We start from the raw sequence: 15,546 nt of genomic DNA, 5'->3' as shown, positions 1-15,546 counted from the left end.
AGGCAATCTTATTCGCTGGAGAGCAGGTCCATGGTGTGTTTATCCATCATTTCCAGCGCACGACCACCGCCACGGGCAACGCAGGTCAGCGGGTCTTCGGCGACGATCACTGGCAGGCCGGTTTCCTGGGCCAGCAACTTGTCGAGGTCGCGCAGCAAGGCGCCACCACCGGTCAGTACCAGGCCACGCTCGGCAATATCGGAAGCCAGCTCCGGCGGCGATTGCTCCAGGGCACTTTTCACCGCCTGAACGATGGTGGCCAGGGACTCTTGCAGAGCCTCCAGCACTTCATTGGAGTTCAGGGTGAAGGCACGTGGAACGCCTTCGGCCAGGTTGCGACCGCGCACATCGACTTCGCGCACTTCACCGCCTGGGTAAGCGGTGCCGATTTCCTGCTTGATGCGCTCGGCGGTGGATTCGCCGATCAGGCTGCCGTAGTTACGACGCACATAAGTGATGATCGCTTCGTCGAAGCGGTCGCCGCCCACGCGCACGGATTCGGCATACACCACACCGTTCAGGGAAATCAGGGCGATTTCGGTAGTACCACCACCGATATCCACCACCATCGAACCGCGCGCTTCTTCCACCGGCAGGCCAGCACCGATCGCAGCCGCCATTGGCTCTTCGATCAGGAATACTTCACGGGCACCGGCGCCAAGGGCCGATTCACGGATGGCGCGACGCTCCACCTGGGTGGACTTGCACGGAACGCAGATCAGCACGCGAGGGCTGGGCTGCAGGAAACTGTTTTCGTGAACTTTGTTGATGAAGTACTGCAGCATCTTTTCGCAGACGCTGAAATCGGCGATCACGCCATCCTTCATCGGACGAATGGCAGCAATATTGCCTGGTGTACGGCCGAGCATGCGCTTGGCCTCGGTGCCAACGGCAACGACACTTTTCTGATTACCATGGGTCCGAATGGCCACAACCGATGGCTCATTCAGAACGATACCGCGCTCGCGCACGTAAATAAGGGTGTTGGCAGTGCCCAGGTCAATGGAGAGATCGCTGGAAAACATGCCACGCAGTTTCTTGAACATGGGGAAAGGACCCTAGGCAACGCGTGGGTAAAAAAGTGCGGCAAACTCTAACAACGACAGGGATTTTGGGCAAGGCGCCAATGTGCTAAATTGGCCGACTTTCTGTGCACCAACCCCCACAATCGCGGCCTTATGACCGTAGAAATGCGGTAGTGTTCCGACAATCTAACACACGGACGCCCTCCGTTCTGTTTTCCACTGGAGAATCCCATGGCGCTTGAACGCTCCGACGTGGAAAAAATCGCACATTTGGCCTCGCTTGGCCTTAATGATGCCGATCTTCCACAGACCACCGCAGCCCTGAACAGCATTCTCGGGCTGGTCGACCAAATGCAGGCCGTGAATACCGACGGCATCGAGCCCCTGGCTCACCCACTGGAAGCCAGCCAGCGCCTGCGCGCAGACGTCGTGACCGAACGCAATAATCGCGAGGCCTACCAGTCCATCGCGCCAGCGGTCGAAAACGGCCTGTACCTGGTTCCGAAAGTCATCGACTAAAGGGAAAGAGCCTTTCATGCATCACATGACTCTGGCCGAGATCGCCCGCGGTCTCGCCGACAAATCGTTTTCTTCCGAAGAGCTGACCCAGACCTTGCTGGCGCGTATCGCCGCGCTCGATCCGAAGGTCAACAGCTTCATCAGCCTCACCGAGGAGCTGGCCCTGAGCCAGGCCAAGGCCGCCGACGCCCGTCGCGCCAACGGTGAGAACGGCGCGCTGCTCGGCGCACCGATCGCCCACAAGGACCTGTTCTGCACCCAGGGCATTCGCACCAGCTGCGGCTCGAAGATGCTCGACAACTTCAAGGCGCCCTACGACGCCACTGTGGTCGCCAAGCTGGCCGCCGCCGGCGCCGTGACCCTTGGCAAGACCAACATGGACGAATTCGCCATGGGTTCGGCCAACGAGTCCAGCTACTACGGTGCGGTGAAAAACCCGTGGAACCTGGAACACGTCCCGGGTGGTTCGTCCGGTGGTTCGGCTGCGGCCGTGGCCGCACGCTTCCTGCCGGCCGCTACCGCCACCGATACCGGCGGGTCGATCCGCCAGCCAGCCGCCTTCACCAATCTGACCGGCCTGAAGCCGACCTACGGTCGCGTTTCCCGCTGGGGCATGATCGCCTACGCCTCAAGTCTCGATCAGGGCGGCCCCCTGGCACGCACGGCTGAAGACTGCGCAATATTGTTACAAGGCATGGCAGGCTTCGATAAACAGGACTCCACCAGCATCGATGAGCCAGTGCCGGACTACAGCGCCAGCCTGAACACCCCGATCAAGGGCCTGCGCATCGGCGTGCCGAAGGAATACTTCAGCGCTGGCCTCGACCCGCGTATCGCCGAACTGGTGCAAAACAGCATCAAAGAGCTGGAAAAGCTTGGCGCCGTGATCAAGGAAATCAGCCTGCCGAACAACCAGCACGCGATTCCCGCCTACTACGTGATCGCGCCAGCAGAGGCCTCTTCCAACCTGTCGCGTTTCGACGGCGTGCGCTTCGGCTACCGCTGCGAGAACCCAAAAGACCTCACCGACCTGTACAAACGCTCCCGTGGCGAAGGCTTCGGCAGTGAAGTGCAGCGCCGGATCATGGTCGGGGCCTACGCCCTGTCGGCCGGCTACTACGACGCGTACTACCTCAAGGCGCAAAAAATCCGTCGCCTGATCAAGAACGACTTCATGGCCGCCTTTGAAGAAGTCGATGTGATCCTCGGCCCGACCGCGCCGAACCTGGCGTGGAAGATCGGCGCCAAGACCGGCGACCCGATCGCCGAATACCTGGAAGACCTCTACACCATCACCGCCAACCTCGCGGGCTTGCCGGGCTTGTCCATGCCCGCAGGTTTCGTCGATGGCCTGCCGGTGGGCGTGCAATTGCTCGCACCATATTTCCAGGAAGGCCGCCTGCTCAATGTGGCGCACCAGTACCAGTTGAACACCGACTGGCACACCCGCACCCCTACCGGCTTCTGAGGAGAACACTATGCAATGGGAAGTTGTGATCGGGCTGGAGATTCATACCCAGCTCGCCACCCAATCGAAGATTTTCTCCGGTAGCGCCACCACGTTCGGCTCCGAGCCCAATACCCAGGCCAGCCTGGTAGACCTGGGCATGCCCGGCGTGCTACCGGTGCTGAACCAGGAAGCGGTGCGCATGGCGGTGATGTTCGGCCTGGCGATTGACGCCGAAATCGGCCAGCACAACGTGTTTGCGCGCAAGAACTACTTCTACCCGGACCTGCCCAAGGGCTACCAGATCAGCCAGATGGAACTGCCGATTGTCGGCAAGGGCCACCTGGACATTCCCCTGGAAGACGGCACCATCAAGCGCGTCGGCGTCACCCGTGCACACCTGGAGGAAGACGCCGGCAAAAGCCTGCACGAAGAATTCCCGGGCGCCACTGGTATCGACCTGAACCGTGCCGGCACGCCGCTGCTGGAGATCGTGTCCGAGCCGGACATGCGCAGCGCCAAGGAAGCCGTGGCCTACGTCAAGACCATCCACGCGCTGGTGCGCTACCTGGGCATCTGCGACGGCAACATGGCCGAAGGCTCGCTGCGTTGCGATTGCAACGTGTCGATCCGCCCCAAGGGCCAGGTCGAGTTCGGCACCCGCTGCGAGATCAAGAACGTCAACTCGTTCCGCTTCATCGAGAAAGCGATCAACAGCGAAGTACGTCGCCAGATCGAGCTGATCGAAGACGGCGGCAAGGTGATCCAGCAAACGCGCCTGTACGACCCGAACAAAGACGAAACCCGCGCCATGCGCAGCAAAGAGGAAGCCAACGACTACCGTTACTTCCCCGACCCGGACCTGTTGCCGGTGGTGCTGGAGGATTCGTTCCTCAATGACATCCGCGCCACCCTGCCGGAACTGCCGCAGCAAAAACGCGAGCGCTTCCAGGAGCAGTTCGGCCTGTCGGTCTACGATGCCAGCGTATTGGCCTCCAGCCGTGAACAAGCCAACTACTTCGAAAAAGTCGTGAGCATTGCCGGCGACGCCAAGCTGGCGGCCAACTGGGTGATGGTCGAGCTGGGCAGCCTGTTGAACAAACAGGGCCTGGAAATCGACGACGCGCCGGTCACCGCCGAACAACTGGGTGGCATGCTGCTGCGCATCAAGGACAACACCATCTCCGGCAAAATTGCCAAGACCGTGTTCGAAGCGATGGCCGCCGGTGAAGGCAATGCCGACGAGATCATCGAGAAGCGTGGCCTCAAGCAAGTCACCGACAGCGGCGCGATCTCGGCCGTGCTCGATGAAATGCTCGCGGCCAATGCCGAACAGGTCGAGCAATACCGCGCCGCAGACGAAGCCAAGCGCGGCAAGATGTTCGGCTTCTTTGTCGGCCAGGCGATGAAAGCCTCCAAGGGCAAAGCCAACCCGCAACAGGTGAACGAACTGCTCAAAAGCAAGCTCGAAGGCTGATCCATGATCGTTCCCACGCTCTGCGTGGGAACGCCTCACGGGACGCTCCGCGTCCGCTTTTGTGACGCGTAGCGTCACCAGCTGCATTCCCACGCAGAGCGTGGGAACGATCCAACGGGGACATCTTGAAATGAAGCGTCTACTCGGCCTCCTGGCCCTGTCCTCCCTGCTGGCCGGTTGCGCCAGCGGCCTCATCGACCCCAACGGCTACGACGAAACCGGCACCGCGTCCTATTACGGCGCCAAGCACCATGGCAAGAAAACCGCCAGCGGTGAACCTTTCAACCAGAACGCCTTGACCGCCGCCCATCGGCGCCTGCCCTTCGGCACGCAGGTCAAGGTGACCAACCTCGACAACAACCGTTCTGTCGTGGTGCGTATCAATGATCGCGGCCCGCATACCCGTGGCCGCCTGATCGACCTTTCACGCAAGGCTGCCGAGCAACTGCGCATGCTGCGCAGCGGTACCGCACGGGTACGCGTGCAAGCCCTGAACAACTGATCGAGGCAGCCTTGAGCATTTTCGGATTGAACGCCCTCTCACCCTGGAGCCTGCTCGAACTGGTGGGTGGCCTGATCTTGCTGATCATCGGCGCTGAAATCCTGGTACGCGCCGCGGTACGCCTGGCGGCGAGCCTCAAGGTGCGGCCACTGATCATCGGCTTGAGCATCGTCGCCTTCGGCAGCAGTGCGCCGCAGATGACCGTCAGCCTTCAGGCCACGCTGGCCGGCAACACGGATATCGCTGTGGGCAGTGTCATCGGCAGCAGTATCTTCAACATCCTCGTGACCCTGGGCTTGTCCGCACTGATCATTCCGTTGCGGGTCTCGCGGCAACTGGTGCGCGTAGATATCCCGGTGATGATCGTCGCCGGCCTGCTGGTATTTATCCTGGCGGCTAACGAAATGCTGACGCCCTTCGATGGCGCCGTGCTGCTGGTGGCGCTGGTGGCCTACCTTGGCGTATTGCATTATCAGACGCGTCATTCCCGCCGCCCGCGCACTCTGGACACCGTGGCGAAGGCGCCATGGCTGAGCAGTGTGCTGCTGATGCTCGGCGGTTTGCTGGTGCTGGTGCTGGCCGGGCATTTGTTGCTCGGCGCAGCGGTGGATGTAGCGGGCGATCTCGGATTGTCGGAGCGCGTCATCGGCCTCACGTTGATCGGCGTCGGCACCTCGCTGCCGTGCCTTGCCACATCGCTGATCGCCGCGTTGCGTGGCGAACGGGAGATCGCCGTGGGCAACGTGATCGGCAGCAACCTGTTCAACCTGCTCGGCGTGCTGGGCTTTACCGCACTGGTGGCGCCGACGCCGCTGTCGGTCTCGCCCAACGCCCTGGACTTCGATTTACCGGTGATGCTCGGCGCCATCATCCTGTGCCTGCCGGTGTTCTATACCGGCTATCGGGTAACACGTATCGAAGGGCTGGTGCTGCTGGGGCTGTACCTGGCGTACGGTCTGCATGTCATGGCCTTCACCACTGGCATGCCGCTGGCCAACAAGCTTGAACAATTGATGCTGTATTACGTCCTGCCAGCGTTAGGGGCTCTGCTGTTGTTCACCTCACTGCGCGCCTGGCACCGCCAACACAAGAGGGAATCGCAATGACCGAACAGAAAAAACCCGGGGTTGAAGTACGTCGCCAGGTCATGGGCGATGCGTTCGTCGACCGCGCCCTGGGTAATGCCACGGCGTTCACCCAACCGCTGCAGGACTTCGTCAATGAGCACGCGTGGGGCAGCGTCTGGAACCGCGAAGGGTTACCGCTCAAGACCCGCAGCCTGATCACCCTCGCCGCCCTCACCGCCCTCAAGTGCCCGCAGGAACTCAAGGGCCATGTGCGCGGTGCGCTGAATAATGGCTGTACGGTGGAGGAGATCCGCGAAGCGCTGCTGCATTGCGCGGTGTATGCCGGGGTGCCGGCGGCGATTGATGCGTTTCGGGCGGCGCAGGAAGTGATTGAGGCGTATCAGGCCGATCAGCAGTGACTGTCCTGTAGCTATCGCAGGCAAGCCAGCTCCCACACTTGAGGGTATTCACACGTCCACATGTGGGAGCTGGCTTGTCGGGTCGCCGCATCGCTGCGATGGGGCCTCAAGCTGCCCGCCGATTTCAGATCCAACCACCCGCCTGCAACACAAAAATCCCGATATTCGTGGTCACCGCCGCCATCAGCGTGGTGATCACGATAATAGCGGCCGCCAGCTCATGATTACCCTGCGCCGCCCGAGCCATCACAAAGCTTGCGGCGGCGGTCGGCGCGCCGAAATACAGAAACAGAATCCCCAACTCCGGCCCTCGGAACCCCAGCAACCACGCGCCCAGGGTGGCGATCACCGGTAGCCAGATCATCTTCATCAGGCTCGCGCTCAACGCCATGTTGCCGCTCTTGCGCAGCGCGGCCATGGACAAGGTGCCACCGATGCAAATCAACGCCAGCGGCAGCGTGGTATCAGACAGGTACTGCAAGGATTTCTCAAGCCAACCGGGCACGCCGATCTGGAAGTACGCGAACGGCGTAGCGACGATCACGCTGATAATCAGCGGGTTGGCCAATACACTTTTGAAGATGCTCCACGGGTCGGACTTGATCACCGGGCTATAGACCGCTAGCACAATGGTCGACAGCGTGTTGTAAAAGAGGATCACCAGCGCGGCGAGGATCGCGCCCAGCGATATACCGTAGTCGCCGTACATACTGGCCGCCAGCGCCAGGCCGATGACCCCGTTATTGCCACGAAACGCGCCTTGGGCGTAGATGCCTCGGTCTTCGCGCTTGCAGCGAAAGATCGCCCAACCCCAGGCCACGGCAAAGCTCACCAGGGTGGCAACGCAGAAGTAGATGAGCAGGCCCGGCTTGAGCGCCGAGTGCAGGTCGGCATGCAGAATGCCAAGGAACAGCAGCGCCGGCATGGCGACGTTGAACACCAGGGACGATGCGGTGTGGATAAAGTTGTCATTGATCCAGTTGATGCGCTTTAGAAACACGCCCAGGAACAGCATGGCAAACACCGGCGCGGTGATGGTGAGGGTGGTGAGGAAGATTGCCAGCATGCCGGGGAGAACCTTGGTGGGCGTCGTTAGTTGGCTAATGATAAGCCAGTCCGAGCGGGTTCGTGTGGGCAACGCCATTCAAATGTGGGAGCTGGCTTGCCTGCGATGGCGATATGTCAGCCGATGCAATCATAATTGATGCACCGCTATCGCAGGCAAGCCAGCTCCCACAGGTTAGCGCCTGGTTTCAGGTAATCGGCGCCGGGTTGAACAGCGTGATGTCGTTATGCAGCTTATGCCGCTCTGCCCAGGTCTGCTTCTTGCCGCTGGCCACATCCAGATAGAAGTGGAACAGCTCCCAGCCCAACTCCTCGATACTCGCCCGCCCCGTGGCAATGCGCCCGGCGTCGATATCGATCAGGTCCGGCCAACGCTGGGCCAGCTCGGTGCGGGTGGAGACCTTCACCACCGGCGCCATCGCCAGCCCGTACGGCGTGCCGCGCCCGGTGGTGAACACGTGCAGGTTCATCCCCGCCGCCAGTTGCAAGGTGCCGCAGACAAAATCACTGGCCGGTGTGGCGCAAAAGATCAGGCCCTTTTCCTTGAAGCGCTCGCCAGGGCCAAGCACGCCGTTGATGGCACTGCTGCCGGATTTGACGATGGAGCCCAACGACTTCTCGACAATATTCGACAGCCCGCCCTTCTTGTTACCCGGCGTGGTATTGGCGCTGCGGTCTGCCTCGCCCTTGGCCAGGTAACGGTCATACCAGTCCATTTCCCGGACCAGCTCGCGGGCAACGTCCGGGTTCTTCGCGCGTGAGGTCAGCAGGTAAATCGCATCGCGCACTTCAGTCACTTCGGAAAACATCACCGTCGCGCCGGCACGCAGTAACAGATCCGAGGCATACCCCAGCGCCGGGTTGGCGGTGATGCCGGAAAACGCATCGCTGCCGCCGCACTGCATGCCCAGGATCAACTCGGAGGCCGGCACGGTTTCGCGGCGACGCTGGTTGAGTTTTTTCAAGCGCACGTCGGCCAGGGCCATGATCTGCTCGATCATTTCAGTAAAGCCGTGGCTGGAATCCTGCAAGCGATACAGCCATGGCTCGCTGAGGTCCACGGAGCTGTCGTTATCGTGCATCACCTGCCCTGCCTGAAGCTTTTCGCAGCCCAGGCTGATCACCAAGGCCTCGCCGCCCAGGTTGGGGTTGCGCGCCAGGTTGCGCACGGTGCGGATGGGGATATAGGCATCCGTCGCCGTAATCGCCACGCCGCAGCCGTAGCTGTGGGTCAGCGCCACCACGTCATCGACATGCGGGTAGTTGGGCAGCAACTCGTCCTTGATGCGCTTGACCGCATGGTCCAGCACGCCCGTCACGCATTGCACGGTGGTGGTAATGCCGAGGATATTGCGCGTGCCCACGGTGCCGTCCGCATTGCGATAGCCCTCGAAGGTAAACCCCTCCAGGGGCGCCTGGGTTTCAGGCACCTCGGTGGACAGCGGCAAGCTGTCCAGCGGCGGTGCGGTGGGCATGCGCAACTGGTCCTCCTGCACCCAACTGCCGCGAGGAATCGGCGCCAGGGCATAACCGATGGTCTGGCCGTAGCGAATAATCTGGCCGCCCTCGGGGATGTCTTCCAGCGTCACCTTGTGGCTCTGCGGGATGAAATCCACGGTGACCAGGCCGTCGGGAAACTCGGTACCGGCGGGTACCCCTTGATCGTTCACCACGATCACCACATTGTCGCGCTCGTGCAAACGGATCGAGCGCGGCGAGTCGGCATGTTCAATCAACTGCATCACACGAACCTCAGGAATGCGCTTGAGAAAGGTTGGTCAACTCAGGGCCCTGGGTAGGCGGCTCCTTGAGCACCACGCGCTTGATCGGGCCGACAATCACCAAGTAACTGAACACCGCCACCAGCGCGTTGGCGCCCACGAACACCAGCGCCCATTTGAACGAGCCGGTGGTGCTGATGATGTAGCCAATCACAATCGGCGTGGTGATCGAGGCCAGGTTACCGAAGGTGTTGAACAAGCCGCCACTGAGGCCTGCGATTTGTTTCGGTGAGGTGTCGGACACCACCGCCCAACCCAGTGCGCCAACGCCTTTGCCGAAGAAGGCCAAGGCCATGAAGCCCACCACCATCCATTCGATGTCCACGTAATTGCACGCCACGATGCTGCTGGAAATCAGCAGTCCACCGATGATCGGCGCCTTGCGTGCGAAGGTCAGCGAATGGCCTTTGCGCAGCAGGTAGTCGGAAATCACCCCGCCGAGCACTCCGCCGATAAAGCCGCAGATCGCCGGTAACGAGGCAATGAAGCCGGCCTTGAGGATGGTCATGCCACGCTCCTGCACCAGGTACACCGGAAACCAGGTCAGGAAGAAGTAGGTGATGCCGTTGATGCAGTACTGGCCCAGGTAGACGCCGAGCATCATGCGGTTGGTCAGGAGCTGGCGGATGTAATCCCACTTCGGCCCGTCGGTTTTCTTACCCTTGCCCTTGTCCTGATCCATATCGACCATCGCGCCATTGGCGGCGATGTGATTGAACTCGGCCTCGTTGATCATCGGATGCTGGCGCGGGCTGTGGATAACTTTCAGCCAGATCAGCGAGAAAACAATGCCGATCACGCCCATCACGATAAACACGTGCTGCCAGCCGAAGCGATAGACGATCCAGCCCATCAACGGCGCGAACAACACCGTGGCGAAGTACTGGGCCGAGTTGAAGATCGCCGACGCAGTGCCGCGTTCAGCCGTAGGAAACCACGCCGCAACAATACGGGCATTTCCAGGAAACGACGGCGCCTCGGCCAAGCCCACCATGAAGCGCAGCATAAACAGCGCGACCACCGCAGTGGAGACGCCAAACTCACCGACATAGCCTTGCAGCACGGTGAACAGCGACCAGGTGAAGATGCTCAGGGCATAGACTTTTTTCGAGCCGAAACGGTCGAGCAGCCAGCCACCGGGAATTTGCCCGGCCACGTAGGCCCAACCGAATGCAGAGAAGATATAACCGAGGGTGACCGCGTCGATACCGAGGTCTTTTTGCAGGCTGGAGCCGGCGATAGCGATGGTGGCCCGGTCGGCGTAGTTGATCGTGGTCACCAGGAACAGCATGAGCAGGATCAAATAGCGGACGTGGGTCGGCTTGGTCGCTTGCATGTAGAAGTACTCCCACTAATTATTTTTTTTGCGGGTAATGATTTTGTATTGCCTGGTTGCGCCTCCCTGTAGGAGCGAGCTTGCTCGCGAAGAACTTCAACGATTACGCGGGCATTCAGGATGCACGCGGTGAATTTGAGTTTTTCGCGAGCAAGCTCGCTCCTACAGAGAGGGTGCTGCGTGTTACGAACCGATGTAGCTGGTTTTCACCACGGTGTAGAACTCTTGCGCATAGCGACCTTGCTCACGCGAACCGTAGGATGAGCCCTTACGGCCACCAAATGGAACGTGGTAGTCCACCCCCGCCGTCGGCAGGTTGACCATCACCATCCCAGCCTGGGAGTGGCGCTTGAAGTGGTTGGCATATTTGAGCGAGGTGGTGGCGATGCCGGCCGACAAGCCGAACTCGGTGTCATTGGCCATGGCCAGCGCCGCCTCGTAGTCCGCCACGCGCACCACGTTGGCCACCGGGCCGAAGATCTCTTCACGGCTGATGCGCATCGCCGCTTCACTGTCGGCAAACAGTGTGGGCGCCAGGTAATAGCCTTCGGTGTCGCAGGTGACCAGGCCGCCACCGCTCACCAGCCGGGCGCCTTCGCTCTGGCCGATGTCGATGTATTTCATGTCCTGATCCAACTGGGCCTGGGACACCACCGGGCCAATGTCGGTACCACTATGCAAAGCGTGGCCGACCTTGATCGACTTCATGCGCTCGGCCATGGCGGCGACAAACTGGTCGTGGATCCCCGCGGTGACAATCAAGCGGCTCGACGCGGTGCAACGCTGGCCGGTGGAGTAGAACGCACTCTGTACCGACAGCTCGACGGCCTGCTTGAGGTCGGCATCGTCGAGAATGATCTGCGGGTTCTTGCCACCCATCTCCAACTGCACCTTGGCCTGGCGCGATACACAGCTGACGGCGATCTGACGCCCAACACCTACAGACCCGGTGAAACTGATGCCATCGACTTTCGGGCTGTTGACCAGCACGTCGCCGACCACACGGCCACTGCCCATCACCAGGTTGAACACACCGGCGGGGAAACCGGCGCGGGAGATGATTTCGGCCAAGGCCCAGGCGCAGCCCGGCACCAGCTCGGCAGGCTTGATCACCACGCAGTTGCCGTAGGCCAGGGCCGGGGCGATTTTCCACGCGGGGATGGCGATCGGGAAATTCCACGGGGTGATCAGGCCCACCACACCGAGGGCTTCGCGGGTCACTTCAACGTTGACGCCCGGGCGCACCGACGGCACGTAATCGCCCGACAGGCGCAAGCATTCACCGGCGAAGAATTTGAAGATATTGCCGGCGCGGGTCACCTCGCCAATGGCTTCGGGCAGGGTCTTGCCCTCTTCGCGGGCCAGCAAGGTTCCGAGTTCTTCACGACGGGCGAGAATCTCGCTGCCGACTTTATCCAGCGCATCGTGACGCGCCTGGATACCGGAGGTGGACCACGCCGGGAACGCGGCGCGGGCAGCGTCGATGGCCGCGTTGACTTGGGCCACGTCGGCTTTGGCATATTCGCCAATGGCGTCGGACACATCCGAGGGGTTGATGTTGGTGCAGTAGTCGGCGCCGGTTACCCATTCGCCATTGATGTAGTTCTCAAAACGCTTTGCCTGGGACACGAATCTTCTCCTGACGCAAAAGGCCGCTGATTGCTCAGCGGCCTTGTGGATAATTTATTGCGCGCCTTGCTTGTCGATCAGCGCGGCGAGGGCTTCGTACTCTTCCGGCAGCAGGTCGGTCAGTGGCGTGCGCACGGGGCCGGCGTCATAACCGACGATTTTCGCACCGGCCTTGACGATGCTCACCGCGTAACCGGCCTTGCGATTACGGATATCCAGGTACGGCAGGAAGAAATCGTCGATGATCTTGCCGACGGTGGCGTGATCTTCGCGGGCAATGGCGTGATAGAAATCCATCGCCGTCTTGGGGATGAAGTTGAACACCGCCGAGGAGTACACCGGCACGCCCAGGGCCTTGTAGGCTGCGGCGTAAACCTCTGCGGTCGGCAAGCCACCGAGGTAGCTGAAACGGTCGCCCAGGCGACGGCGAATCGACACCATCAGCTCGATATCACCCAGGCCATCCTTGTAGCCGATCAGGTTCGGGCAGCGCTCGGCCAGGCGCTCCAGCAGCGGTGCGGTCAGGCGGCAGACATTGCGGTTGTACACCACCACGCCGATCTTGACCGACTTGCACACGGCTTCAACGTGGGCGGCAACCCCGTCCTGGCTGGCTTCGGTGAGGTAGTGCGGCAGCAGCAGCAACCCTTTGGCTCCGAGGCGTTCGGCCTCTTGGGCGTACTCGATGGCTTGGCGGGTAGCACCGCCCACACCGGCCAGGATCGGCACGCTGGACGCACAGGTATCCACGGCGGTTTTCACCACCTGGGAATATTCGCTGGCCGCCAGGGAGAAAAACTCACCTGTGCCACCTGCGGCGAACAAGGCGCTGGCGCCATAAGGGGCCAGCCATTCCAGGCGCTTGATGTAACCCGCCTGGTGGAAATCACCCTGGGCGTTGAAATCGGTCACCGGGAAAGACAGCAGACCGTGGGAGAGGATGGACTTCAGTTCTTGTGGATTCATTATTCGAACACCCTGGGCGAAGACTTTCTAACGAAAGGTTGTTGTTGGTTTTGATGATGTCGTACGTCATCGTACAACTATAAATAGATTCGTCAACTGCAATTCATCCGGCGTCATCCCGCGAAGGCTTAAGACGCGGCTCTTGACGTAGGAAATTTCTCACCTATGATTCAGAAAGCTGTATGCATATACAGTTATCACGGAAGATTCCTACGACATAGCAAGGAGCTAACATGTCAGGTCTTGAACTCGCAGCACCCGAAAAAACACCACCTACCCTGCGCTTCGAAGGCGGTGAACACACCGCCATCGGCGATGACACCCTGCTTCGCTTCGTCAAGGACGCCCCGGCCATTCCTGCGCGCCAAGTCGAACTGCACCTGCCCAACGGGCTTGCGCTGACCTATGGCCAAGTGATCGCCATGGGCGGCGACTTCTATGGCATCCCCGGCCAACCGATCAGCGAGGGCAATTCTCCGGCCGAGCGCGTGCAACGCTTCACCGCGGCCTTCAATTCTCTTGCCGTGTTGCCTGCTTCACGGGAAGAAGCGCAGAAGATCCTGGCGGTGATGCAAAAGGAGATCAACGCCGTCAACCAGGCGATCAAGGACGGCAAACAGCCTCATGAAGCCTATGACGCCTTGGGAGATACGTTGTCGGAGGAGTGGAACCGTATTACCGGTGGGGGCAGTGCTGTTTCGGCCCTCGTGCCGCTGGGCCGCTACCTGAAGCTGGCAGCGGACAACGCCGACCACTTCGGTGAATGGGCCCTGTCCGCCTACTTGGCCGGCCATACGGCAGCCTTGCAACAGGCAGTAGTGGCCCATCAGACCGGCACCGACCAGGCCCTGGAATTGGCCTACGCCATGAACAGCTTTGCCGATCATTTTTTGACCGACCTGTTTTCCGCCGGCCACCTGCGGGTACCGCGCAAACAACTGGCAGCGGTCGTGACGCCTGGAGAACTCGGCTCGCTGATCAGCCGCTTCATGCACGATGAAGACAGCAAATTCGGGCTCAAGGTGCGCAATGCCATGGGCGCTCAGTGGCATGCCTACGGCGACAAGCGCTACTTCGACAGCATCGACGCCGACAATCGCGTGCAGGTCAAACGGGCGGTACAGGCCTCGGCAGATGAAATCTTCGAAACCTTCATCAGCGGTATCGCGCCCTCCCCGGCTGAGTTCAAGGCACCGCTGTATGTGCCCGACCTGAACGCCGCGCAAAACCCGGCGAATAACTTCTCGCCGCTGTTCAAGATGGAGGGGGACAAGGTGCTGCGGCGCAAGGACGTCAACGATTTGAACGACAAGCACTGGACCAATGATTGGTGGGGGTGGAGTACGTACTTGCTGCTTAAAGACTACAAGCCAAACCAACCCGTCAACTAACGGCTGGCATGATCGTTCCCACGCTCTGCGTGGGAATACAGCCTATGACGCTCCGCGTCACCCTGCGAGGGCTTGAGAAATTCACGCGCATCGGGACGCGGAGCGTCCATAGAGGCGTTACCACGCAGAGCGTGGGAACGATCAGACCCGCTGCGCCTCTGCCTCTTCATGGGCATGGCGCAGTCGTTCGCGACTGTTGGTCAAATGCAAGCGCATCGCAGCCCGCGCCGCATCCGAATCCTGGCGGGCTATCGCCTCGTAGATCTCTTCGTGTTCGCGGCTCAAGCGGCTCATGTAGTGCTGTTGATCATCATGGACCAGGCGCGCCGAATTCAGGCGGGTACGCGGAATGATGCTGGTGCCCAGGTGGGTCATGATGTCGGTGAAGTAGCGGTTGCCGGTAGACAGTGCAATTTCCAGGTGGAAAGCAAAGTCCGACGCCACCGCATCGCCGGCGTGGGCCGCACTTTCATTCAAGGCATCGAGGGCCGCACGCATGGCCGCCAGTTGCTCATCGCTGCGACGCAGCGCCGCGAGGCCCGCAGACTCCACTTCCAGGCTGATACGCAGCTCCAGAATCGCCAGCACATCGCGCAAGGTCACCACGGTGGCCGGGTCTATGCGAAAACCGCTGGGGCTTGGCGTGTCCAGCACGAAGGTGCCGATACCGTGGCGAGTCTCGACCTGCCCCGCCGCTTGCAGGCGCGAGATGGCTTCACGGACCACCGTCCGGCTGACGCCATGGGCGTCCATGATCGCCGACTCGGTCGGCAGCTTGTCGCCGCGTTTGAGCTGGCCATCGCGGATCTGCTCGGACAACACCGTGACCAATTCCTGGGCAAGGCTGCGGCGCTTGCGGGGAAGACGTGGGGCGGCGCTGGCGTTTTCCATGATGAACCATCTTTCTCGACGAACTAAAGAC

The 15,546-nt window shown here is 60.9% G+C and carries 14 protein-coding genes; 7 read left to right on the top strand and 7 right to left on the bottom strand.

The window, feature by feature from the left end:
• Positions 1-8: 8 nt before the first annotated feature.
• Positions 9-1,046 (bottom strand): rod shape-determining protein MreB, encoded by a 1,038-nt coding sequence (gene mreB / locus BT204_RS12985; protein WP_002555108.1) that lies wholly within the window; start codon positions 1,044-1,046, stop codon positions 9-11.
• A gap of 210 nt (positions 1,047-1,256) precedes the next feature.
• Between mreB and gatC the strand changes: the two genes are divergently transcribed.
• The 6 genes from gatC to BT204_RS12955 all read left to right on the top strand — a co-directional run bounded on the left by gatC (position 1,257) and on the right by BT204_RS12955 (position 6,456).
• Positions 1,257-1,544 (top strand): Asp-tRNA(Asn)/Glu-tRNA(Gln) amidotransferase subunit GatC, encoded by a 288-nt coding sequence (gene gatC, locus BT204_RS12980; RefSeq protein ID WP_003188556.1) that lies wholly within the window; start codon positions 1,257-1,259, stop codon positions 1,542-1,544.
• 16 nt (positions 1,545-1,560) lie between these two features.
• Complete coding sequence (gatA, locus tag BT204_RS12975) at positions 1,561-3,012, top strand: Asp-tRNA(Asn)/Glu-tRNA(Gln) amidotransferase subunit GatA (RefSeq protein ID WP_072447074.1); 1,452 nt, start codon at positions 1,561-1,563, stop codon at positions 3,010-3,012.
• Between the two features lie 10 nt (positions 3,013-3,022).
• Positions 3,023-4,468, top strand: a complete 1,446-nt coding sequence (gatB, locus tag BT204_RS12970; protein ID WP_054897023.1) for an Asp-tRNA(Asn)/Glu-tRNA(Gln) amidotransferase subunit GatB — start codon at positions 3,023-3,025, stop codon at positions 4,466-4,468.
• 130 nt (positions 4,469-4,598) lie between these two features.
• On the top strand, positions 4,599-4,970 hold the full coding sequence (locus tag BT204_RS12965; RefSeq protein ID WP_054897024.1) for a septal ring lytic transglycosylase RlpA family protein: 372 nt from the start codon (positions 4,599-4,601) through the stop codon (positions 4,968-4,970).
• A gap of 26 nt (positions 4,971-4,996) precedes the next feature.
• The gene (locus BT204_RS12960) at positions 4,997-6,076 is read left to right on the top strand and encodes a calcium/sodium antiporter (protein ID WP_054897025.1); all 1,080 of its coding nucleotides are present in this window, start codon (positions 4,997-4,999) and stop codon (positions 6,074-6,076) included.
• Positions 6,073-6,456, top strand: coding sequence for a carboxymuconolactone decarboxylase family protein (locus tag BT204_RS12955; protein ID WP_034126296.1), 384 nt, complete (start codon positions 6,073-6,075; stop codon positions 6,454-6,456). The genes BT204_RS12960 and BT204_RS12955 overlap by 4 nt, the downstream gene beginning before the upstream one ends.
• Positions 6,457-6,580: 124 nt before the next feature.
• Here BT204_RS12955 and BT204_RS12950 read toward each other — a convergent pair whose 3' ends face one another.
• From BT204_RS12950 to kdgD, 5 genes are all read right to left on the bottom strand, one after another.
• The gene (locus tag BT204_RS12950; protein ID WP_034126295.1) at positions 6,581-7,522 is read right to left on the bottom strand and encodes an AEC family transporter; all 942 of its coding nucleotides are present in this window, start codon (positions 7,520-7,522) and stop codon (positions 6,581-6,583) included.
• Between the two features lie 187 nt (positions 7,523-7,709).
• Positions 7,710-9,263: a galactarate dehydratase gene (gene garD, locus BT204_RS12945; protein ID WP_072447072.1), complete on the bottom strand. Its 1,554-nt coding sequence runs from the start codon at positions 9,261-9,263 to the stop codon at positions 7,710-7,712.
• A 10-nt stretch (positions 9,264-9,273) separates the two neighbouring features.
• Positions 9,274-10,638, bottom strand: coding sequence for an MFS transporter (locus tag BT204_RS12940; protein WP_003188541.1), 1,365 nt, complete (start codon positions 10,636-10,638; stop codon positions 9,274-9,276).
• A gap of 183 nt (positions 10,639-10,821) precedes the next feature.
• Positions 10,822-12,267: an aldehyde dehydrogenase family protein gene (locus BT204_RS12935; RefSeq protein WP_072447070.1), complete on the bottom strand. Its 1,446-nt coding sequence runs from the start codon at positions 12,265-12,267 to the stop codon at positions 10,822-10,824.
• A 54-nt stretch (positions 12,268-12,321) separates the two neighbouring features.
• On the bottom strand, positions 12,322-13,233 hold the full coding sequence (gene kdgD, locus BT204_RS12930; RefSeq protein ID WP_003188537.1) for a 5-dehydro-4-deoxyglucarate dehydratase: 912 nt from the start codon (positions 13,231-13,233) through the stop codon (positions 12,322-12,324).
• 233 nt (positions 13,234-13,466) lie between these two features.
• On the opposite strand from kdgD, the gene BT204_RS12925 reads away from it, so the two are divergent.
• The gene (locus BT204_RS12925) at positions 13,467-14,624 is read left to right on the top strand and encodes a phospholipase (RefSeq protein ID WP_072447069.1); all 1,158 of its coding nucleotides are present in this window, start codon (positions 13,467-13,469) and stop codon (positions 14,622-14,624) included.
• A gap of 141 nt (positions 14,625-14,765) precedes the next feature.
• Here BT204_RS12925 and BT204_RS12920 read toward each other — a convergent pair whose 3' ends face one another.
• Positions 14,766-15,515: a FadR/GntR family transcriptional regulator gene (locus BT204_RS12920; RefSeq protein WP_072447067.1), complete on the bottom strand. Its 750-nt coding sequence runs from the start codon at positions 15,513-15,515 to the stop codon at positions 14,766-14,768.
• Between the last annotated feature and the right edge of the window lie 31 nt (positions 15,516-15,546).

Source organism: Pseudomonas sp. NFPP02 (assembly GCF_900119355.1).
Taxonomy (GTDB): domain Bacteria; phylum Pseudomonadota; class Gammaproteobacteria; order Pseudomonadales; family Pseudomonadaceae; genus Aquipseudomonas; species Aquipseudomonas paracarnis.
The sequence above is the reverse complement of the archived record's forward strand: the minus strand, read 5'-3'. Positions and strand labels throughout refer to the sequence as shown.